Below are 23,341 nucleotides of genomic sequence, written 5' to 3' on the forward strand. Positions count from 1 at the left end.
TGTCTATCATCCTTCCCTGCTGTCTTCTGTATCCATAGGAGAAAACAGCTTGTCACAAATAAACTTCTTTCTAAAATACTCCCCGATAAGTGAGTCCACTGTATCGTAGTCCTGCAGGGTCTCACCGATCATAATGTCATTTATAAGACTGAATCTTCCTGGAAGTGTACCACCTACGATGTCGCTCTTTTGGATGGTTCCGCTCTCAGTAAGGATCTCCTCTTCTCCGTTTTGCTCAGTGATGTAGTACTGCATCTGCTCTCCGAAGAACAGGATGAAATCTGCAACATATATGCCATCGTACATCTGACGCATCTCGACTACCTTGTACTCATTGTCAGCGTCATTATCAAGTCTGTAGTGCACCTTGCAGTGGGCGTCAGGACCTGACCTGTACTCGAGCATGGTCTTGTCTATGAACTGCACCATATCTGGCAGGACATCTGCGTACTCCATGTAGAAAGAGAAGTACACATCCTTGGAAAGAAGGCTCCTTAGGAACTTCGCTGCGATCTCCTCGTTGACCTCTTCCTCGGACTTCCTGTCGTTAGCATAGTAGCGAAGGTAAGCCAGTGCACAGACTTCAGAAAGCGGCATGTTCTCAAGTGCCAGCTTCTCAATTCTGTCAAATATGAACTTATCTGTCACAGTGCCCTTTACAAAGCTGTCGTAGGCACTCTGTGAAAGGAATGCCATCTCAACGTCAGCATTGGCACCGCTCTTAACGTACTTCTTGAAGATCTCGATCTTCTCACCGATGAAGGCTCCGCTGTAAAGAGCCTGCACAAGGATCCTCTCACTAAGAGAATAGGTATCAAGACCAAAGGACTCAGCAGCCCTCCAGATCTCTCTCATCTCCCTCAAGGTTCCGTTGTAGTGGGTGATCAGGAAGTTAAGTAGCTGCTCGTCGTACTTGCCTGATCTGAAAGCGTAGTGGGCAATCTCCAGCTCTTTTGCCTCGGGCTCTAATGCTCCTCTGTCGAGGAGACGGACGCAGAGCTTAAGGATCACCTTGGCGTCAATTCCGTGACATCCAAAGGTCTTTACCCACTCCATTGCCTTCTCGTAGAGGCCTGACATTACCATGAGCTCTAATATCTCGGCTCTTCCGGCACTTTCAAACTCCTCCGGGTCTATGTTCACAAGGTACTCAGTGAGCTGCCTTGTAAAATCGTTGTCGTAATAGAATCTGATGAGGTTACCTGAAATCTCGTTCCTATAGCTCTTTCTGACAAGCTCGGAACCAGCCAGGTCTCTGTATCTGCCCACATTATCAAGGTCGATGGTGTAGGCATTTTTGCCAAGGTCGCACAGGAATAGATCCAGGTTCTCCTTGCCCTTCTGGATGTAAGGGATTGCATAGGCTGAGAGTTTGCCAGGGAGCATCAGCTTGGTATTGGTGTACGGGATGCTGGCTGCATACCTGTTGCCCTCGTGATCAGCTAAAAGAACTGTGTAGTCACTTCCATATAACGGAACGTAGCAGACTCCGTCTACCACGGGGAAGCGCATTGCGCCCTCGCACTTGTCATACACAACGCAGACACCTACGATCCTGCTGTCGCTGACTCTGATCTCTGAGGTGTAAAGAGCTGACAGCACCTTGGATGCATTGGCTGCGTCAACCATCTGCCTTGTGAGCATGTTTTTGTACAGATAGCCAAGGTCTCTTGTGACTCTGCCCTTATCAAGCTGGGCCATAAGGAACTTCTCTATCTGTGGAACATATGAATCGTAGAGCTCAGGATACTCTTCCTTGTGCTCGTGAACATATCTGTAGAGGATAGCGTTCTTGTCGTATTCAAGGTCGCTCTGATATGAGAAGTACATAAGGACCATCTTGCTGATGTCGCAGGGAAGAAGCCCATTCTCATCGGTGTAGATGGACATCATGTAGTACTCATACAGTCTTGTGATACGAAGCTCGCTGTCGACGCCTCTCTTGTACCACTCGAAGGCAAAGGCATCTGTCTTGCCGCCCTTGATAAGAAGAGAAACAATGGCTTCAAGCACATCTCCGCTCTCTCTTATCTCGTAGCAGGCCTTTAAGATCCTAAAGAGTCTCATGTCAAAGTTTCTGACTCTCATGGACAGATAAACTATCTGATCAATGAGGTTTAAGGATATTATCTGTTTCTTGGCGCCGTACTCAAGAACGTACAACTCGTAGTTATCAAGCCTTGTTAAGATCGAAGGTGAATCATTTAAAAGATTCATGGCCTCCAGATACAGGATCGGACTCCTGCAACCAAAGGTGAACTGCTCTTCAAGCATCATCCACTTTCTGGGGCTGCTTGTGGTGTACTCCTCAGCTATATAGAGAAGGAGCCATGCAATTCTCCAGTTATCAGGGTTTCTCCTGAATATTCCCTCAAGCCTTTCTGACACGTCGTTGATGTAGGCGTCCTCTCTGCTGCAGAGAGTAGAAAGGTAGAGATAGTAGCTATAAAGAGTATCTCCATCGGCGTCCAGTGCCTCTTTTTCCGCCTTATCAAGGATCCACTTACCCTCGTTGATCCTGCCTGCGGTGATGTAGTACTGGGCAGTGTATAGTCTTGTCTCAAGATTCTTGTCATCGATGGCATTCATCTTGGAGATGATCTTGCCAGTCTCAGAAAGCCAGGCTCTTGAGGTTATTTTTTTGCAGCTGAAATTCTCATAGACTCTTACAAGGTCCACAAGGAGTCTCTTCATCTCCTGGTAATCCCCTGTCAGATGCTTGTCAGAAAGATGGACAATGGCTGTTACAGGGAAAATGACCTCTGTAAAATTGTTGTAGAAACGGATTCTTCCGTAATTGTTGCCCTCGTGGAGCTGGTCGGTACGAAGACGCAGCTTGATCCTTGCTGTGGTGCCGGTAAAGTCGTCCTCTGAGATCTCATACTTATCTAGAGTTATGAAGTCTCCGTCCACATCTGCAAAGAGGTGGGTATAACCCCATCCGTTCTTGGTTATGATAATGCCATGATCAGCGTTAAGTCCCGTGTAGTCGATCTGCAGCGACTCCTGGTCCATAACGTAGGCAACAGGCTGTTTCTTGTTGATGGAGATGAGAAACTCCTCAACATTCTGCTCGTTGTCAGGATCCTCAGACAGTCCCCTGTATAAGCTCTCGTACTGAGCATCATTGCCCTTGAAAACGGAAATAAAGTCAGACGAATAAAAGAGGGCCACTGCCTCATCCCAGTCTGTCTTGGCTAAATTTGCAAAATGAAATAGGTTCTTGATATCACCAAGGCTAGAGGCCACAACCTGCGACCTTACGGTGACAACGAAGGGGAGAACATACTCTCCCTGATTAGATATGACGCGGAATTCCCCCTTAAGGACGTCCCCATGGGACATTCCAAGAGAATTGAATCTGTAAGATACTTCATAGGGGGATCCGGATACGTCTGGTGTAATAACTTCCATCCTAAGATCGGTGGAAGTAACTTTGCCTTCTAAAAATGCGTTTTCTGGGCCAAAGATGGTAAAAGAGCCTGTGGCCAACTCCCCAGGTCCAAGGTTGAGTTCTATACGTGCAGTCGAAAAATCAAGGTTTCTCTGCGTATAAACATATTTTCCCTGAAGAAGCTGATCAATAATCTCTCTCACGACACACCCCAAAAAACAATTTATCTACAATAGTATACCATCATAATCTTAGTGCGTCGATTGGTTTCATTAAAGCGGCTTTTCTTGCCGGATATATGCCAAAAAACAATCCAATAAGTACGGAAAACAGCGCAGCTCCTGCAACTGAGGAAGGAGTGATGATAACATCAAAGCCAATAGCGGTGCAGATGATATATGCAAGTCCTATTCCAAGGACAATTCCCACTATTCCTCCAAGGAGAGTGAGGATTGCTGACTCAGCGAGGAACTGAGTAAGTATTGCTCCAGTGCTGGCTCCGATTGACTTACGGATACCGATCTCTCTGGTCCTCTCTGTAACTGATACCAGCATGATGTTCATAACACCGATACCACCTACAACAAGGGAGATAACTGATACAAGCAGAAGGAAACTGGATGCATATCCAAGAATCTGATCAAGCTCTTGTGCAAAATCCGCCATACTATAGGCCGAAAGAGCTGTGGTTCCGCGAAGACCGTGCTTGTTAGTCATGATCTCTTTTGCTGTATCAACTGTCTGGGAAAGAGTTGACTGATCATCAAACACTACAAGCTGATAGAAGTTCTCTGAATCAAAGTCAAAGTCTGCACAAAGAGCAGTATAAGGAAGTTCGATCTCACAGTAGTATTCCTGCCCCTCCATAATGAAGGCATACATGTCATTCATGTGATCTCTGAGACCTATTATCGTATATGTGGCGGTCTTACCACCTACAGTAATATCAATTTCTCTGCCTACAGCATCCTCTGTTCCAAAAAGCTTCTTGGCATCATCAAGGAGCATAATGCAAACCCTTGCTCCACTCTCAACCTGCTGCCTGTTAAAGTAGGAGCCCTTAACAATTTCGTTGCTCAGAGCATACTGCAAAGCCTCTGATCCGCCATTAAGGCTGCATTCAAAGGTTCCCTTTCTGGCAGTAACCTTACCATAAGCAGAGAGATTCGGTGATACACCCTTGATACCTGGAATTGAATCCTCGATAAGGAGCATGTCATCTCTGGTGAAACGCTCAGAGGTCTTGCTGGTGTTCATGGACATTACACCGTAGTTACCAGCAAGATCGTTAATTGAATTGGTAACATAGGCGCTCATACCGTTGCCAAGAGCCACAACTGCTATAACAGCAGCGATACCGATAACTATTCCAAGCATGGTCATGGCAGTTCTGTAGCCATTTCCCAATATTTGTTTAATTGCGCTTTTTAAATACTCGCCAATTTTTCCCATATTACTGAACAGGCATTACTGATACTGCCATACCCTCTGTAAGCATTGATACATCTGAAGAGATTACCTGATCGCCTACTGAAAGTCCTTCAACGATCTGGGCATCTGTACTTGTAGAGATACCAATAGTAACGTCTCTTCTTGCTACTACGCCGTTATCAAGAACATAGACGTAGTCTCCGGTTGAATCTGTCTGAATGATCTCATAAGGAAGAACGATGGTGTCGTCTGCCTTCTGAGCATGGATCTTGTTGTTAGCTTCTACACCAAGAATAATATCTGAATCAGGATTGGTAACCTTGATCTTGGTGTCTACTACTGCAACACCATTAGAGTTCTTGGTCGCAGAACCGGAGATCTTGGTAACTTCTCCCTGATATGACTTGCCATTTATTGTGATGTCTACCTTCTCACCAACTGAAACCTTAGGAAGGTCACTCTTTGATACCTGGATGGAAATCTGTACATCATCAAGATTGGCAATAGTAAGAAGCTGTGCTCCGTTAGCAACTGTAGCTCCGTCAACTACTGTAGCTGGAATCGCTGTGATAACACCGTTAAATTCAGCCTTGATTCCCTCTCTTGCTGACTCGATCTTGGAAAGAGTATTACCCTGTGTCAGCTCTGTTGACTCAAGGGAAGCCTTCTGAGACTGAGCTGTTCCAGGATTGACCTGAGCTGCCTTGGCACTTGAAAGGTGAGACTGTTCTTCCTTAAGAGCTGTTATCTGATTGTTCCATGCCTCAATCTCAGGATCATGCTGGATAGCATAGGAAACATCTGAGATAGAGTCCTGAATAGCAAGTGACATCTGCTTGTTGGACTCTGATGGCTCGTTGTAGTTGCCATCTGTCTTGGTATCATCCTGGTTACGATAGATGTATCCATCATTGCCATTGTCGAAGTACATCTCACTGCTGTCAGAAATACCATTCTGGTTGATATCCCTTGCAGTCTTCTGAAGATCAGTAAGGGTCTGGTTCATACGATCAGACTTTTCTGTGATCTTTCTGTTTATTGCATCGATCTCAGCTGTGATGGCATCAATTCTGTCGTTGATCTGCTGCGCTGTCATACCCTCAGCGTATTTTCTGTCTGCTGCACCAGTTGGGCTGTAAAGGGAGCTGTAGCTTCCCTTGGCCTGCTTGATGGCAAGCTCTGCGCTCTGCTGCTGAAGATCAAGGTTTTCTGCATCAAAGGTGCAAAGAACATCTCCTGCCTTAACCTTGTCACCGACCTTGACGTTGACCTTGTCAATTGGAGCTGCAAGCTCTGAGAAATAGTTTTTGGTCTCTCCACTCTCTACTGTTCCGGAGATTGAAAGAATGTTCTCAATACTGCCAAGAGCAACTTCCTGAGTCTCAACAAAGGTAACTGCGTTCTTGCTGGCATTTACCCTGAATACGATAAATCCGATAAGAGCAAGAGCTGCTACTCCGATAACTATGTATCTCTTTTTGAATTTTTTCTTCTTTTTTACTGAGTCTGATAAATCTACACTATCATCCTCATCGTAGATCTCTACTGCATCTACGGTGGTCTCTTTGATCTCGTTCTTGTTCTCTTCCATTACACATCCTCCAAAATACTAAACAAATGCTGCCTTAAATTTCATCCTTGTAATCAGGATTCATAATGTCGCTTGTGATCTTTCCATCGGAAATAGTTATGATCCTCTTGGCCTGAGCCGCAATACCAGGATCATGGGTGATTATAATAACGGTTCTACCTTCAAAGTAGAGCCTCTTTATTATCCTGATAATTTCTTTGGTAGAAGCAGTATCAAGGTTACCTGTTGGCTCATCCGCAAGAAGAATAGGTGGTGCCTGTGCTATAGCTCTTGCGATGGCAACTCTCTGCTGCTGTCCACCTGACATCTCGTTAGGCTTGTGGGTCTTACGCTTTTCAAGACCAACACTGTTAAGTGCGGCGTTAGCAAGCCTGTCCCTCTCCTTTTTTCCAACTCCTCTATATATAAGAGGAAGCTCAACATTCTCTAGAGCTGTCAGTGATGGTATTAAGTTAAATCCCTGGAAAATAAAGCCGATCTCTCTGTTTCTGACTTCAGACTGCTCGTCATCTGTCATGTGGGATACGTCCTGTCCGTGGAGAAAATACTTGCCACTTGTGGGCGTATCAAGACATCCGAGCATATTCATAAGAGTTGACTTACCGGAACCAGACTGTCCGATAATAGCTACAAATTCCCCTTCTCCGATGGTCAAAGATACGTGGTTTAAGGCTCTGACCTCGTTTTCACCAGGATTGTAGATCTTACTTACATCCTTTATCTCAACTAGTTTTTTCATAATATTCCTCAAAATACTTCCATACTAAAGCAGTTTAAAACATTACCATCATAAACTAAAGATGTACCACTTTCAAATCTTACACTGAAAGTGGTACATTTTACACTAATTTATCAATTCTTCATGGAAAAATCACAGTTTGTTCACGCGAGTTCCCAAAAGGAGTCAAATACCATAGTGATCTCTTTCACCATCTGAAGCTCGTTCGTTGTCATATTGGCCGCTCTGTCTGGAAACACGATTCTGCCTTTAGTTTCCGAAAGGTGGGTCACTGCACAGGTAACTCTTGGTCTGTAATCAAGGATCCTAAGATCCTGAATGACTGGATCCATGAACTCGTAGACCGATGGATGTGGCGCATAGCGTATGGCTCCCTGCCATGGATTGGTCACATTGGTGGTGTCTTTTCTTACATTTCCAAGGTGCCTTCTCCTGCACTCGTGGGGCAGATCTCCAGCTCCGTGCCTGGTGACATAGCTCCTTGTCACATAGACCACTTCATCGATTCTTAGCCCATATCTGTTAAGGAAGGCTGCAGGGTTCGTAAGACCCGTTCTTGAGCCTGTAACGTGGGGCGCAAACCTCTTGTTCTCTGAATCAAGAAGAAGTCCCTGTCCGCTCTCAAAGACCACATTGTCATAATTATTAAGAAAAGAGACAACGTCGTCCTCTACAATCTCCACAAGTTCTGAGTTTCTCTTCATCTCCGTTGCTGCGTTCTCTATCACAGTATCGTTTAGCATATCCGTAAGATACTGGGAGGATGTCTTTTCCCCAAAAAGTTCTCTTAATCTTGGGATATAGTAGCTCTCCCGGATATCCAGAAGTCTCTTAAACAGCTCTCTCTCTTGAAGATTCTTAACATCCTTAACAGTTAATGTCACGCCGCTTTCCACTCTAAGGAACGTCTCATAGATTCCCATTCCGCAGCTTCCGTGACGCTCTTTTCCCCTTGACTCCTCAAGAGCCATGTTAAAGAGAACATCTAAAACCGTAGTCACGTTTGTGGTGGGCAGAGCGTAGATCCTGGGAGTAAGGCCAGATACTTTTGAAAAAGAGTCCACCTCTTCCCTAAGCTTAAAAAGATCCGGGAAAAAAGTGTCGATCCACAAAGTGTCAGCACCATTAAAGCTGCCAGATCCCACTTCGTGAAAGATGAATCTCTTTTCACTGTCACAGGCATCTGGCAGTTCTAAAAAGGCTACCGACTCGGGGCCAGCTATAACGGTGTGACCAGACTGAGCGCCGCCGTTGTGACGGATCACAAGGCTCTTTCCCAGTCTGCCTGAGAGAAGGTGAGTAACTCTCCCCTTTCCCTCGTCACCAAAATTTTTTCCAATAACTACGTAGATTTTTGGAGCCATTAAAAGAAGAATCCTTTTTTCTTTGTCTTAAACACAAGGTCCTCAACTGCTCGTCTTACTATAGGCTGTTTCATGCCACTCCACTGGTTAACAGCCTCCTCAAGACCCATTCCGTTCACCATCTGCATTACTGTGATGATAACTTCTGGAATTGATGAAACATTCTGCTTGCTAAGGGTAATGATCCTGCCTGGAATAGCTTCGCTAAAGTGTACAGGCTTGTTGTAGCTGTCTGAGAGGTTGATGTGGAAGATCTCGTACTTCTCTCCTGCAATCTCAGCAAGCTTCTTTGATGAAAATCTCTCCGGATCATCTCCGAAGATTCCTGCTATATCTGTTCCTCTTACCTCTGGATGACAGTCTGCATCACCGATGGTAAACAGGAATCCTTTCTTGCCTCTCTTTTCAAAGGAATCGATCTTGGTATGCCTTGCAGCAAAGTACCATAAAAGCTCAAAGTCCTCAGGTGAATCTCCACCTCTTCCCTCAAGCCACAGCTCAAGGAGCTGCTCAGCGATCCTGATGTCTGACTCAAACTGTGTTACCTGAAGTGGCGCCCTGTCTGAAACGTCGCCAACTGCTGCAAAAAGAAGCTGTGGATCATCAACAGGCTTGGTTGAGTAGAGCTTCATCATGGTCTCGTGAAGGGAGTTCTTGGCAATCTCCTCTGACAGATATCCCATGGAGCCTGTGACGTCCAGTCCTATGATAATTGGGGTTGAGTTTGGATGGTCCTCTGAATCCATTGCCTCACGGGCATTTACAAACAGAGGGTTGAACTTCTCCTCCATCTCCACTTTTCTGAAGATCTGGGAAGCTGTAGATTTCTCCGAAATTCCTGCAGAGTCACGCAGCCTGCTCCAGTCCGCACTTGTGTAACTTCCGTATCCCATTTGTTAATACTCCTCCTAAAAAAACTTAATAATTCATTTTAGTAAAACGCCTTCCCCCGAAGGCATCTTCTATCACTTTATCCCAGTTCTCGAAATCCTTGTAGGCATCGCAGGTTGGCTTATCCTTAAGGAATTTCTCAAAGCTTCCAGACTGCTGCCCGGCTTCATATCCAAGGATCATCCTGGCAGTTTTTCTGATTGCCACAAGGTCTGTATTAGGCGATGGCAAAAGAGAAGTCTTTTTGTCTGTTACTGCCCACCAGGCCCCAAAGAGCATGGCTTCGTGAGTTCGTGGATTTATACAGATGGTATCAGGGCAGATATCCCCGTGACAAATACCGCTGTATTCAAGGACGCAGCAGATATTCTCAAGCCTGGAGATGATCCAGGCCACATGCTCTTTTTCCAAAGCTCCAAAGAGTTCCAGTGGATAGAACTCCTCTGGCTTATTGAACACCAGTAGCATTCCGCCATCTGAAAGAACAATGGTTCCAGAATACTGAGGGAAGCACTTCTCAAGGTGCTTTAGATCAGCCTGTGGGAAATTGAGCTTTCCCAGCCCCGCAATAGCCTTGGATGTAAGGTTTCCGTGAAGCTCTGCTGTATTATTTATATCAGTGTGATTTCTAAAATCAGCGGGGAAATGGTAGATCACATTGTACCTTGTAAAGTAGGATGAAACCTGTCCATTCTTTGTCTTATAAAGGTAGCTTACTACCACTTCTTCGCCGTCTTTGGATTTAAGCTTAAGCTGTTCAGCTCTGTCCCACATCCTGTCTGTCTTGTCAGGATCAGGATCTGCATCAGAACAGGCCTTTAGGTACTCCAGCATATGGATTCTGAACTTTTTGTACTCAGCCAGTTCTGCGTCTGAGAAATTCTCTTTTGTTCCGCAATAGGGACATACCAGGTCCCCGGATGAATGCACCACCATCTCGGCGCTGCAGTTTGGACATTTGTAACTTATCATGTTTTACAGTTGCTGCCTTTCTACTAATTCGCTGAAATAGCCCTTCCTGGCAATAAGTTCGTCATATGTACCCTCTTCAACTATCTTGCCGCCATCCATAACAAGGATCCTGTCGCAGTTCTTGATTGTTGAAAGCCTGTGGGCGATTACGATCCTGGTGCACTTAAGACCGTCAAGGGCTTCAGATATCTGTCTCTGGGTAATGTTATCAAGGGCGCTGGTAGCCTCATCAAATATCAGGATCTTGGGCTTGCTTGCCACAGCTCTGGCAATCAGGATCCTCTGCTTCTGGCCTCCGGAGATTCCTCCCTGACCCTCAGCAATGATGGTGTTCATGCCCATAGGCATTGCCCTGATATCATCGGCGATTCCCGCCATCTCAGCTGCCTCCCAGGCCTCATCCTTCGTGAGCTTCTCGGAAGCAATGGCTATGTTTCTGAATATATCTCCGTAGAAGAGCTTGCCATCCTGGATAACAGAACCTATTTTACGCCTAAGAGACTTAAGGTCAATCCTCTCAAGATCTTTTCCGTCATAGAAAACTGCACCTTTCTCAGGCTTTTCAAACCCAAGAAGAAGCCTTACCAAAGTGGATTTACCGCATCCGGTCTTACCTACGATGGCAACGTACTCTCCGGCCTTGATCTTGACTGAGAAGTTTTCAAGGATGTAAGGTGCCTGCTCGTTGTACTTGAAGTAAACACCGTTCATCTCGATACCGCCGCTTATTCTTGTGACCATGTCTTTCCTTAAGGTCTTCTCTGGCTCAGTCTTAAGGATTGGCTCAGCCATCTCCAGAACAGGCTTGATCTTGGCCACTGAAAGAGAAGCTGATGAAAGCTGTGAAAACGCTGCGAACATGGTTGTATAGGCGATATTAAAAGCAAAGTACTCAGGAGCTGACACGCCAGATTTAATGGCGATACCATAGAGTACTACTGTACCTATCAGCGAAATTCCGGTATTGATAACACCGCTTATCTTAAGGAAGAATGGCGGGTTGTACTGAAGAGCTGCGCCCTCTGCGTACTGATTAGCCCACTTTGCAAATATTCTTTTCTCTGCGCCTGCAAGTTTGATCTTCTGAATGCCGTTGATGATAGCGAAGGTAAGGCCACTCTCCTTGGCAAGGAGCTCCATGTGCCTCTTGGAAATACCCATCTGCATCAGAACGGAAATTGTGGAAAAGAGCACCGTAAGGAACATGATCACAACGGATGGCACCACCAGCCTTGGTGCATAGTGAAAGATCTGGAATAAGTACACCAGTGAAAATGCTGATGAAAATCCAAAAGCAAACACATCCTGAATGATGATTTCACAGATCTCGTTGATACTTGAGGATCTGCTTGATAATTCACCGGCGCTGTACTGCCTGAAGAACGTAGCAGGAAGTGTCAGGATCCTCTGCATAACCGCCTGCTCAACAGGGATTGTAACCTTCCACTTTACTCTTGCCAAAACTGCTGTCTCCAGCGCATCAAATAGAGTTGTAAAGAAGATGGTCACTATGATGGCAATAACAAGGGCCATATAAAGGCTGTAGTTTTTGGTATCAAGAACTGTTCCTGTCAGCAATTGGGATGCATAAGGAAGGATCATGGTAAACAGCACCAAAATCAGAGCTATAACTGCAACTGACAGATAATCAAAGAGCGTAAGCCTTCTCTTCATGAAGCCTATAAGGTCAGGGATTCCCAGCTTTTTAAGAGGCAGAGGCTCATAGAAAGCCACTGCATCCTCTGAAAACTGCTGTGCCTCTTTTTTGCCAACTCTCACCTTTTTGCCAGTGTCAGGGTCATAGTAGAAATACCTCGCAAACCCGATTGGGAAAAGAGCTATCGGCATATTGTCTTCTTTGAAGAAGCAGATGATAGGCCCAAAGCAGTCACTAAACCACTTTCCCTCCAGCTTGATATTGGCCTTCATCATACCAACTGTGCCTACCGCATACTCTATCTGATCCAGCGGGTCAGTAATATTGTGGGGTACCTCTACTCTTGGATAGTTGTAGTAGTAGAAAACCTCATCAATGGCATTTTTGATGTTGGCCTTTAAATCTTTTCTTTTGACAGGCTCGCCAAGTACCCTATGAGCAATATTGTCATAGGAATCCCTGAAAAGCTCGTCATCCATTCTTTTTCTTTGTCTTATTTGTTCGTCAAACCAGCCCAATTTTACGCTCCTAGTGTATACTTAGTCGTTTGTTACCAGTTCGCTGTAGTAGCCGCCAAGTTTAATAAGTTCATCGTGGGTTCCACGCTCTACGATCTCTCCCTTATCAAGAACTATGATCTCATCACTGTCTCTTATGGTTGAGAGTCTGTGGGCGATGATGATAAGTGTGATTCCTCTGTCCTTAATGGCCTTAACTACCTCATACTCAGTCTTGGCATCAAGGGCACTTGTGGCTTCATCAAGAATGATAATGGATGGGTCCATGGCCAGGACTCTGGCAATCTCAAGGCGCTGTCTCTGTCCGCCGGAGAGATCCTTTCCACCTTCAGAAAGCTTGTACTGATAGCCTGAAGGCTTGGCGATGATATCGTCGTGGATCTGGGCATCTCTTGCAGCCATGATAACTTCGAAGTCCTCGATCGACTCATCCCACATCTTGATGTTGTTCTCTATTGTGTCCTCAAAGAGGATGATATCCTGATCAACAACGGCAACTGAACCTGTAAAGGCACTTCTGTCAATCTCAGAAATTGATTTGCCATCAAATAAGATCTCGCCGCTCCAGGGTTTATACAGTCCTGATATCAGCTTACTCATAGTGGATTTTCCGCATCCACTTCCGCCTACGATGGCGACTCTTTTACCCGTTGTAAGATTCATGGAAAAGTCCTTGATAAATGGCTCATCAAGAATTGAATATCCAAAGGTAACATTCCTTATCTCAACGTTTCCGCTGAGCTTCTTAAACTCGTGGCTGTCGTCGTCCCCTCTGTCAGCGAATTCGTCAGTCTTGTACTCCATTACGTCCTCGACACGCTCCATCTCGGTACGCATCTCAAGAAGGGTCTGTCCAGCATTGGTAAGAGTAGTTGCAGGTTCCATGAAGGAAGCAAGAATTCCCTGGAAACCTGTGATCATACCGATGGTGAACTGACCGTGCATGGCAAGATATACGCCGGCAAAGGTGATACCGTAGTTAGCAAGCTTGGAGATCATGTTTGGAAGAGCACCCATATAGGTGTCATTTCTCATGAACTGAACTTCCTTCTCATCAACCTTGGCCTTTAAGTTTGCCCAGGTTTCAAAGAATCCGTTCTCTGCTCCGCTGGCCTTGATGGTCTCGATCATGCTGATACCTGAAAGTGCGGTTGTTGCCAGCTTGCCGCTGTCTATCAGCATTCCGCGGGTAACATTTATCCTGTGATCAGAAATGATCTTGGACAGGATAAGGTTTATGAGAACCGTAGTCACACCAAGGATTGTAAGTGGAACCGAATATCTGATAAGAACTACCAGATAGAACACCATCATTGCTGTGTTCAGACACAGAGGAGCAAAGGTGTTAACGATGGCGCTGGCGATCTCTTCATTGGTAGTCTGTCTCATCATCAGGTCACCAGACATTCTCTGGGAAAAGAACTCCATAGGAAGTCTTAGTACCTTCCACATAAAGGAGGTACTACCGTTAATTGCAAGCTTTCCATCGATCTTCAGTGAATATACTGCAGATATCCAGGACACAATGATCTGGACAAAAGCAAGGAATCCTAAAAGGATCAGGAACGGGTCAGCGTTTTCAAATTCTGTGCCCGTAAGAAGTTTATCCATAAAGTACTCTGACATAAATGGATTAACTACGCTAAATACATATGAAAAGATTGTCATGGCAACAGTAAAGATAACTGCTGTCCTGGCATCCTTAAGTCTCTTGCCGGCGAATTCCAGCACACTCTTTCTCTTACCGCCTGGCTGGAAGTTTTCAGTCACATCAAACATAAGGGCTATTCCGGTATAGCCCTTGGCAAAGTCCTCTATTGGCATTGCAATGCTGCCCCTTGAAGGGTCGTTGACATAGGCCTTGTTGCCTCTAAAGCCATTGAGCACAATAAAGTGATTGTAATCCCAATGCACTATGCAGGGGAACATGCCCTTTTCCCTAAGAGCATCCAGTTCAAGCCTGTATCCGTTGGCAGTAAGCCCATACTTCCTGGCAGCCTTGAGGATATTTTTGGCATTTGATCCGTCCCTTGAAACACCACAGTCAAGTCTCATCTGCTCAAGAGCGATCCACCTGCCATAATATGCAAGGATCATAGACAGACATGCAGCGCCGCACTCAAGGGCCTCCATCTGCATAACTACTGGTACTTTTGCAACTCCATTAGAAACTACTTTATTCATATGATTAATAGTCCCCTAGATTTTTGACTTTAGACTAATTATACCTTAATTTTCCCCTTTGTTGTGCGGTTTATAGCTAAGATTCCCAAAATCGATTCGATTTATTTGCACACAACTATATATTGTGTTTTAACAAACCTTGGTATACTATATTATGTGTATTGGGATAAAAATTTTTATATAGTGAGGGGGGAGCAAAAATGAAATCACCAGCGCAGATTGCAGCGGCTTATGAAGCTGCAGGAACAGCGAAAACAAAACTGTCATTTAGAAAAACATTTATCCTGGGAATAATGGCGGGAGCCTTCATCGCCCTTGGCGGACTGGGAAGCCAGATAGCTTCTGTATGTGCACCAGATCCATCCACCGGAAGACTCATCAGTTCAGTGGTATTTCCTATAGGACTTTTTATGGTGCTTATTGGCGGCGCTGAACTGTTTACAGGTAACTGCCTTATCATGGTTCCCGTATTGTCCAAAAAAGCTACAGTACAGGGAATGCTCAGGAACTGGGGCGTTGTGTATCTTGGAAACCTGGTCGGTGGAATCATAATTGCTCTTCTTGCTAACTTTTCACATACCTACGCTTTCGCTGATGGGAAGCTTGCTCAGGCAGTTGTAAATACTGCAGTTGCCAAGTCAAACATAACTTTTATGGATGGACTGCTCAAAGGAATCCTCTGCAACATCCTTGTTTGCATGGCTGTATGGTGCTCATTTGCTGCAGAAGAAGCTGCTGGCAAAGTACTTACCCTTTGGTTTCCTGTTATGCTCTTTATTATTGGCGGTTTCGAGCACTGTGTTGCCAACATGTATTTCATTCCTGCAGGAATGATCGCATCTTCTGTTTATGGCATTCCAGCCGAGGGGCTTTCACTCTTTGGATTTATTGTTACGAACCTCATCCCCGTAACTATAGGCAATATAATAGGCGGCAGCCTGTGTGTAGGCGCCACCTATTTCGCAGCATATTTAAAAGATTAAATTATTACATGATCTGATAACTGTAATCACTGAAGTCGGCCTTGAGCTTAGCCTCATGGCCGTCTTTTTTCCATGTAAATGTCATTACACTTCCATCAGTCTCAATGTTAAGTTCACTGTCAAATCCAAAGGCCGGATTGGTATTTCTGTACTTCAGAAGGAAAAGCTGCTTTTTGACCACATCCTTTTTAAGCGCCTCTTCAATCTGTGCCTTTGAAAGGTTGGTTCTGTTGATCTCCTTGTGACCGCCGGCGCCAGCTCTTTTAACTGCCTCGTGGTCGTTCTTGCCAGCAAAAAGATCGAGGTACCATACCTGTGGCTTACCTGGCATGAACATCTGGATTGCCCTTGCAAAGAGCATCTTTTTGTCGTCATCCCCAAGAGCGCTGTAGTATGTGGCATTTACCTGGTAGTACATGTTCTTCTGACCGTGGAGATCTTTTACGTATCCGCCTCTTCCAACAATGGTGTCGATCATGCCCTGGATCTCATCCTCACCAAGGATTCCCTTAAGATCAAGAAGTGGAATACCATCGTGGCAGCCAAGCATGTTGACTACGCGAATTTTCTTTTCCTGAATCTCCTGTGCCCACTTCCTTAGAACTTCGCCGTTCTTATTCTCAATGGCATAGATAAGAAGTCCGGGAAGGAAGAAGTCATAAGTCATATAGCCCTTAGATGCTACTGTTTCATAAATCTTCTCGTTGTAACTTGCGTGGATCTCAGGAAGCAGGGATACACCCACCTCATCAGCAAGCTCTTTTACCTTTTCAAGAACATCCCAGGTATCAGGTTCATTTAAAAAATTCTTCTTACCTGGCTCCTTTGGTGCATAGGCAAAGGCATCAAGTCTTACGATCTTAGCACCATAGCCGGCAAGCGCCTTAAGAGTGTTCCTGTAATGCTCCCAGACAAGATCAGATTTAATGTTAAGATCCATCTGGCCAAGATAGCGTCTTTTTGATTCCAAAAGAGCTACCGTCTGTTCCTTATATTTCTCGAATCTTCCAAATTCAATCTCGGAAGGCTTTTTCCCCTCATCAAGCCCCGCACACACAATTTCCGCAAGCCTCTCGGCAGCAAGGAACTGAATATCCATATGCTCCATAAGATCCTGAGCATTAAAGCGTGGATACTGCACCTCCTGATAAAACGTGTTCCAGTAAGGAACATCGCTGCCATCTGGCATCCTTACCATAAGGATAGGAAGACCTGGCTTTCTAAAGAACATGTCCTTGATATACTCTGGCTTTGGCTGGATGTAGCCATCCTCTGTCATGTCGCCATAGCCATCCCAGAACTTGTTCCAGTTTATAAAGAAATCTTTGTACTTTGAATTCTCACCGTTCTTAATAAGATCCTGGAACTGTGGAGAAAGAACTGATGCGTGATTTAAAATGAAATCCAGCTTAAGGTCGATACCAAGGTCCCTTAATTTATCAAGGTCCTCCCTGTCTGCCATCTCCTCGTTGATTCCATAATCTATAACTGAAAAACCTCTGTCCAGATCAGTATTAAAGATACTGGGCAGAATATAAAAAGACTGAAATGCGTCCCTGAACTCTGCTAAAGAGAGCACTGATGCAATATCCGAAAGTCTGCCACCGCAGCTGTCCGGGTAAGCATTGAGCATTGGCCCATTGTCTACGAATTTACTCATCCTATTCCTCCGTATCAGCCCATGAGCTTCTGAAACTGGTCAAATGTTAAAATTTCCCCTGCCTTTGAGATGATGATCTTAGCCTTTTTTGCCTGGCTGGTAAGCTTCTCCTGTTCAAGTTCAAGAACCAGCATAGTAAATGGGCTATCAAGCTTACTATCTCTGTTTCTGGATCTTCTATGCTCCAAAGTCTCCTCTGGAGTTGAATTTAAAAGAACAGGGATATCAACCTGGGTCATATAGTCACTGTTTCCATGGGTCCACTCTACTATAAGGACCTGCTTAGCTGACATATCAACCTCATCATACCAAAGGGAAGCTTCATCTCTGCCCATTCTCTTGAGCCAGAGCTTGTCTGCTCCGTCCTTGAATGCCTTCATAATCTGATCAACTTCTTCAAAGTTTGTTTCCTTGGGAGTTCCAAGATAATCCTTAAGTCCTGCAGCTCCTGCTTCAAAGTAACTTCTGAACCAGGTGTCAGTGCCTAGATGAGCCTTGTTTGCATCATCTTCAGCCTTTTGAAGTTCTCTGATCTTAGCAGCGTTTTCAGGATTCATGACACCTGCGTCAACCATGCCTGCGATACCGCATTTTCTGAATGTATGCAGTCTTTCAGCATCATTGTACATAGGTATCCTGTGTGGATAATTATCTCCAGATAAAGTGTAGCTGCCTATTCCTGCTGTTTCAAGGAAATATGACAGCAGTGACGCAATCTCAGATTTTCCAACGCCCGATCCACCGCAAACAGCCACTACAGCTCGATTGTAGGGATTAGCTGACATTTTTTCCGTAAGTTCTTTTACTAATATAGGAAAAATAGTCTTAGCCTTGGAAATGTGACCCTCTTCGATCTCTACCTTATCCCCGGGCATATCGCCGTGAGGAATGTCTTCTGGGATCACTATGTTCTGAATACCATCACATGCATTTTTAAGCTTATCAATTGTTCCATCTAAAACAGTGATTTTGTTATATTTTGTATTCATAATACTCCTCAAAAATATTCAATTGCTATTTTGACAAAAAGATAACCGCCGTGTTATTTTTGTGAACAAAGATACAATAACTTTTTTTCTTTGTAAAGTCCCAATATCTAAGGCTGGAAAAAACATGATAACCATTAAGGAAATCGCTAAACAACTGAACATGAGCACCACTACGGTCTCAAATGTAATCCACGGAAAAGTCTCTGAGGTATCAGATGATACCAGGGAAAAAGTAGAGGAATTTCTACGAAAAGTCGACTACGTTCCAAACATCAATGCACGGAATCTTGCTCAGAATGAATCCAAGATCATAGGATTTGCTCTTAAGGCAAGAGCCGACAAGTATGAGAACCTCATCATGGACCCCTTCGTATCAGTACTTATAGGTGGTGTCGAAGAGACCATCAGAAAAGCAGGATACTTCATGATGCTGTACATATCAAGTGATACAGCTGAGATCATGAGACACGTCTCCACCTGGAACGTGGACGGACTTATCCTCTTTGGTATGCTTGATGATGACGGTATAAGAGTCAGTGAGAAATATAAAAAGCCCATCGTATGTATTGACACCTACAGCTTGGAGGGGCTTAAGCACTTCACCAACGTAGGGCTTGACGATGAGCAGGGCACATACGAGATAGTTAATCACCTTATCGCAAATGGTCACAGGAAGATCGCTTTCCTGTCAGATAACACCAAGGGCGTTGACCTTGCAAGGCTTACAGGCTACAAAAAAGCTTTGGAAGATGCAGGCATCAAGTATAAAGAGTCCAACTTCTTAAAGATCCGCCCAAGATCAGACGAGATCGAGGAAAGCTTAAAAGAGATCTGCGAGAGATCAAAAGAGTTTACCGCCATCGTCTGTGTATCAGACCTTTATGCAGTAACACTTATGGCCGCACTTCAGGACAGAGGCATCTCAGTTCCGGATGATATCTCCATTGTGGGATTTGACGATAATATGCTGGGTCAGCTCCACAGACCAGCCCTCACTACTGTCCACCAGGATGTAAAGGTAAAGGGAATCACCGCTGCTGACACTCTGCTCAAACAATTAAAGGGTGAAAAAACTCCCAATCAGATCAAGCTTCCAACCCATCTTGTGGTTCGTGATACTGTCAAAGACATTTCCAGATAATTCATATAAGCCTACAGCTAACTGCCATGCACATGTACAGCATGGCAGTTTTTTTGTGTACAAATTTACCAAATGCAGCTTACGCGCATAAGTTCCTCGTTTTTTATGTTTTAATATATTTTTTATATACGTTTTATCGATTTTTTAGTTTCTAACGAATACGTTTAAGTTCACTATCCATGCAAGCTTATCCCCATAAGTTAATTTTAGCATTGGTCTTTTTACCTAAACCACCTTGTTTTTTGTGGTTTCCTGTGTTATTTTGAATTTAGCGTACAACTTATGCGCAAAAGTAACCGCCAAAAAAGAATTAAGTTATGGCAACTTGCACAAAGGAGGATTAGAAATGAAAAAGAAACTCATGTCAGTACTTCTTGCAAGCACAATGGTTCTTTCACTTGCTGCTTGTGGAACAACAGGTACTACTGGCACAACAACATCTGACAACACAGATGCACAGACACAGGAAGCAGCTCCTGCTGATACAGCAGCAGCTACAACAGAGGCTCCTGCAGCTGAAGCTACAGGTTCTCTTGGGGAGGTTCGTCTTCTTAATGGTAAGCCTGAGATCAACGATCAGATGCAGGCTCTTGCTGCTAAGTACAATGAGGAGACAGGTAACACTCTCGTTGTAGAGACAATCGGTGGTGACACAAACGCTTCTGACGAGCTTAAGAAGATGAACGCAGCAGGCAACATGCCTGACATCTTCGTTATCGAAGCTAACCAGGCAGCTAACTGGGACGGCATGCTTGCTGACCTTGCTGGCGAGGACTGGACAAACAAGACAGGTTTCGAACTTGTTAACGATTCAATGGGAACAATCGGATTCCCTTACACTGTAGAGGCTACAGCACTTGGATACAACGCTGACATCCTTAAGGCAGCTGGTGTTGATCCTGCTTCTCTTACAACTCCTGCAGCTTGGCAGGCAGCTTGCGAGACTCTTGATTCCAAGAAGGATGAGCTTGGCATCACAGCTGTATTTGGCTGGTGCGCAGAGCCTACAAACCTTGGATGGTCTTCAGGAACACACGTATTCGCTCAGTACCTTGACGCTGGTCTTAAGGCTGATGACACAACATACATCGACCTTCTTAACGACGGTGGTAAGATCGACGAAGCTAGAATGAAAAACTTCGCTGAGTTCGTTGGCATGATGAACAAGTACTCAGATCCTGCACTTCTTATCGACGGAACATACGACAACCAGGTAGCTGGCTTCAAGGAAGGCAAGTATGTATTCATCACACAGGGTAACTGGTGTGTAACATCTCCTGACGACGTATCTTTCGAGTGCGGATTTGCTCCATATGCATTTGAGGATGGTATCAACACAATCATCGCTGGTCCTCCTTCATACTGGGTAGCATTTGCTGATGGCAACGTTGATGGCGCTAAGGCATTCTTCAACTGGTGCGCAGGCGATTCAGCTCAGGATATCCTTGTAAACCAGGCTGGTCTTGTATCACCTTTCGACGATTGCAAGTATGAGGCTGTTAACCCATTCTACAAGAGCATGAACAGCTACATCACAGCTGGTAACTACTCTGGATGGCACACAATGCTCAAGAAGGACGGTCTTCAGAACGAGACATGTAACGTATTCGCTGATTATGCAAAGGGCAAGCTCGATGCTGACGGATTCGTTTCAACAATGGCTAAGGTTATAGCTGGTTATTACGCTCAGTAATTAGTTTCTATACGGGCAGGGCTTCCATGCTCTGCCCGCTTTTTGTTAAAATAAATTAAAGCCTGCAGTTTACGTTTTTCATCTTTGAGAGGAGGATTACGAATGGGTACATTTTCTACCGGTAGAAAGGTTGCATCGTTTGGCAGCCTCATTCTGGGACTTGTGCTTACGATTGCCGGTCTTGGTCTATCAATAACCGGCGCAGGAGACCTTATCTTAGGTTATAGTGGAAATACACCTATCATCCTGGGTAGAGGTGCCATGTTCGTATGTGGTATTATCCTGTTTTTCGTTGGCCTTTATCTTTTCCCAACACTTAAGTATCACAGAACAATCATCAATATTATTTTCCTGTTCCCGCTCCTGTTTGCCTTTGCGGTAACAGTGATCATTCCGCTTTTCCTTGGTATCGGATACTCCTTTACCGACTGGAACGGAATCAAGATGACCGGATTTGTTGGTCTTTCAAACTACACAAGAATGTTCAAGCAGCCATCATTCCTCTGGTCAATTCTTCTTACATTCCTGTTTGTTGTTTTCAACATGATCCTTGTAAACCTTGTGGCATTCTTACTTGCTCTTCTTTGCACATCAAGGATCAAGGGACTTGGGTTCTTCAGAGCTGCATACTTCCTTCCAAACCTTATCGGAGGACTTGTTCTTGGTTATATCTGGCAGTTCATCTTCAGTAACGTAGTTACTAAGTTTACCGGAACCTATTCAATGCTTTCGGATACACATACAGCATTCATTGCTGTCATCATCGTATATATCTGGCAGTATGCAGGTTATATCATGCTCATCTACATCACAGGTCTTAACACTATCCCTGGCGACGTACTTGAGGCATCTGCCATCGATGGAGCGAGCCCTACACAGACTCTTTTCAACATCAAGCTTCCTATGATCGCTCCTACTATTACAATATGTACATTCCTTACACTGACATCTGCCTTCAAGCAGTTCGATGTAAACCTTGCGCTGACAAATGGTAAGGGCTCTATCGATTTCCTTGGCAACTACATTGCAAACGGAACCGAGATGCTGGCCCTTAACATCTACACCACAGCAGTTATCAATAACGATTACGCTCTTGGCCAGGCTAAAGCGGTTCTGTTCTTCATCATCCTGGCTATAGTATCCATCGTTCAGGTTCGTATATCTAATAAGAGGGAGGTGGAATTATAATGCATACAAAAGAAAAATGGCCTTCTGTAGTAATAAGACTCATTATTGCAGTTGTTATCGCAGCTTATGTATTGTTCCCATTTATCCTGCTTCTTATTAACTCAGGAAAAGAGACTTCGGATATAACATCAAATCCTGTAAGCACTGCAGGTGCAAGCTTTGGTCAGCTCATGACCAATATAAAAGCTGTTATAAATGATCCAAACTTCATGTTCTGGCGTTCCTTTGGAAGCTCAGCACTTATTACAGTTTTATCCCTTGTTCTGCTGGCACTTTTTGGAGCAATGGCTGCATGGGTTATCTGCCGTAACAAGACTGTATGGTCAACAGTGATCTACTTTATATTCATTGCATCCATGATCATTCCTTTCCAGGTAGTAATGCTTCCACTTATCTCAAGTTTCAGGGATGTTGGTAAGTTCATCGGAATCCAGATGCTTCAGTCAGTTTCAGGTCTTGTATTTGCTTATCTTGGATTTGGTGGAGCAATGACAGTATTCATCCTTACAGGATTCATCAAAGGTGTTCCATATACATTGGAGGAAGCTGCAGCCATTGATGGATGCAGACCAGAGCAGACATTCTTCCAGATCATTTTCCCGCTGCTCTCACCTGTTATCACAACAGTTACGATCCTCAACGGTATGTGGATCTGGAATGACTACCTTCTTCCATCGATGATGCTTGGACAGAACGGTAAAGTAATGACTATTCCAATCGCTATTCAGAAGTTCGTAGGTTCCTACGTAAAGAGCTGGGACAGAATCCTTCCAGCCGCGCTTCTTGCTATCACGCCAATGATCATCATCTTCCTTATAGCTCAGAGACAGATCATGGAAGGAATGATCGAAGGTGCTGTAAAAGGTTAATAAACCATTTTCTTTCATAATATACATTTTTCCATGAAAAGACCCTTGCCAGTTAATCTGACAAGGGTCTTTTGATT

At 44.6% G+C, this 23,341-nt stretch carries 16 protein-coding genes; 5 read left to right on the plus strand and 11 right to left on the minus strand.

Annotation, left to right across the window (positions count from 1 at the left end):
• Positions 1–6: 6 nt before the first annotated feature.
• From D6855_RS05480 to D6855_RS05520, 9 genes are all read right to left on the minus strand, one after another.
• The gene (locus D6855_RS05480) at positions 7–3,597 is read right to left on the minus strand and encodes a DUF5717 family protein (RefSeq protein WP_120738849.1); all 3,591 of its coding nucleotides are present in this window, start codon (positions 3,595–3,597) and stop codon (positions 7–9) included.
• A gap of 40 nt (positions 3,598–3,637) precedes the next feature.
• The gene (locus D6855_RS05485) at positions 3,638–4,846 is read right to left on the minus strand and encodes an ABC transporter permease (protein WP_120738851.1); all 1,209 of its coding nucleotides are present in this window, start codon (positions 4,844–4,846) and stop codon (positions 3,638–3,640) included.
• Between the two features lies 1 nt (position 4,847).
• Positions 4,848–6,416 (minus strand): efflux RND transporter periplasmic adaptor subunit, encoded by a 1,569-nt coding sequence (locus tag D6855_RS05490; protein ID WP_120738853.1) that lies wholly within the window; start codon positions 6,414–6,416, stop codon positions 4,848–4,850.
• Positions 6,417–6,450: 34 nt separating this feature from the next.
• Positions 6,451–7,155, minus strand: coding sequence for an ABC transporter ATP-binding protein (locus tag D6855_RS05495; protein WP_120738855.1), 705 nt, complete (start codon positions 7,153–7,155; stop codon positions 6,451–6,453).
• Positions 7,156–7,298: 143 nt separating this feature from the next.
• A complete protein-coding gene (locus tag D6855_RS05500) occupies positions 7,299–8,519 on the minus strand; it encodes an adenylosuccinate synthetase (protein WP_120738857.1) in 1,221 nt (406 codons plus the stop codon).
• Positions 8,519–9,412 (minus strand): hypothetical protein, encoded by an 894-nt coding sequence (locus D6855_RS05505; protein ID WP_120738859.1) that lies wholly within the window; start codon positions 9,410–9,412, stop codon positions 8,519–8,521. Before D6855_RS05505 ends, D6855_RS05500 begins: the two co-directional genes overlap by 1 nt.
• A gap of 25 nt (positions 9,413–9,437) precedes the next feature.
• Complete coding sequence (locus D6855_RS05510; RefSeq protein WP_147368123.1) at positions 9,438–10,382, minus strand: TFIIB-type zinc ribbon-containing protein; 945 nt, start codon at positions 10,380–10,382, stop codon at positions 9,438–9,440.
• Positions 10,383–10,385: 3 nt separating this feature from the next.
• Positions 10,386–12,518, minus strand: coding sequence for an ATP-binding cassette domain-containing protein (locus D6855_RS05515; protein WP_243111814.1), 2,133 nt, complete (start codon positions 12,516–12,518; stop codon positions 10,386–10,388).
• 60 nt (positions 12,519–12,578) lie between these two features.
• Positions 12,579–14,741, minus strand: a complete 2,163-nt coding sequence (locus tag D6855_RS05520; protein ID WP_120738865.1) for an NHLP family bacteriocin export ABC transporter peptidase/permease/ATPase subunit — start codon at positions 14,739–14,741, stop codon at positions 12,579–12,581.
• Positions 14,742–14,941: 200 nt separating this feature from the next.
• Between D6855_RS05520 and D6855_RS05525 the strand changes: the two genes are divergently transcribed.
• A complete protein-coding gene (locus tag D6855_RS05525; RefSeq protein WP_120738867.1) occupies positions 14,942–15,724 on the plus strand; it encodes a formate/nitrite transporter family protein in 783 nt (260 codons plus the stop codon).
• 4 nt (positions 15,725–15,728) lie between these two features.
• Here D6855_RS05525 and D6855_RS05530 read toward each other — a convergent pair whose 3' ends face one another.
• Both D6855_RS05530 and D6855_RS05535 read right to left on the minus strand, forming a co-directional pair.
• Positions 15,729–17,384, minus strand: coding sequence for an alpha-amylase family glycosyl hydrolase (locus D6855_RS05530; RefSeq protein ID WP_120738869.1), 1,656 nt, complete (start codon positions 17,382–17,384; stop codon positions 15,729–15,731).
• A gap of 14 nt (positions 17,385–17,398) precedes the next feature.
• Complete coding sequence (locus tag D6855_RS05535) at positions 17,399–18,373, minus strand: adenylylsulfate kinase (RefSeq protein ID WP_199712404.1); 975 nt, start codon at positions 18,371–18,373, stop codon at positions 17,399–17,401.
• A gap of 124 nt (positions 18,374–18,497) precedes the next feature.
• Here D6855_RS05535 and D6855_RS05540 point away from each other — a divergent pair, with 124 nt between their 5' ends.
• The 4 genes from D6855_RS05540 (at position 18,498) to D6855_RS05555 (ending at position 23,264) form a co-directional block, all read left to right on the plus strand.
• Positions 18,498–19,514 carry a LacI family DNA-binding transcriptional regulator gene (locus D6855_RS05540; protein WP_120738871.1) on the plus strand — a complete coding sequence of 339 codons (1,017 nt, stop codon included), beginning with the start codon at positions 18,498–18,500 and terminating at the stop codon, positions 19,512–19,514.
• Between the two features lie 346 nt (positions 19,515–19,860).
• On the plus strand, positions 19,861–21,207 hold the full coding sequence (locus D6855_RS05545) for an ABC transporter substrate-binding protein (protein WP_120738873.1): 1,347 nt from the start codon (positions 19,861–19,863) through the stop codon (positions 21,205–21,207).
• 102 nt (positions 21,208–21,309) lie between these two features.
• Positions 21,310–22,395: a carbohydrate ABC transporter permease gene (locus D6855_RS05550; protein WP_120738875.1), complete on the plus strand. Its 1,086-nt coding sequence runs from the start codon at positions 21,310–21,312 to the stop codon at positions 22,393–22,395.
• Positions 22,395–23,264, plus strand: a complete 870-nt coding sequence (locus D6855_RS05555) for a carbohydrate ABC transporter permease (RefSeq protein ID WP_120738877.1) — start codon at positions 22,395–22,397, stop codon at positions 23,262–23,264. The genes D6855_RS05550 and D6855_RS05555 overlap by 1 nt, the downstream gene beginning before the upstream one ends.
• Positions 23,265–23,341 lie beyond the last annotated feature (77 nt).

This window comes from Butyrivibrio sp. CB08 (assembly GCF_003625485.1).
GTDB lineage: Bacteria > Bacillota > Clostridia > Lachnospirales > Lachnospiraceae > Butyrivibrio.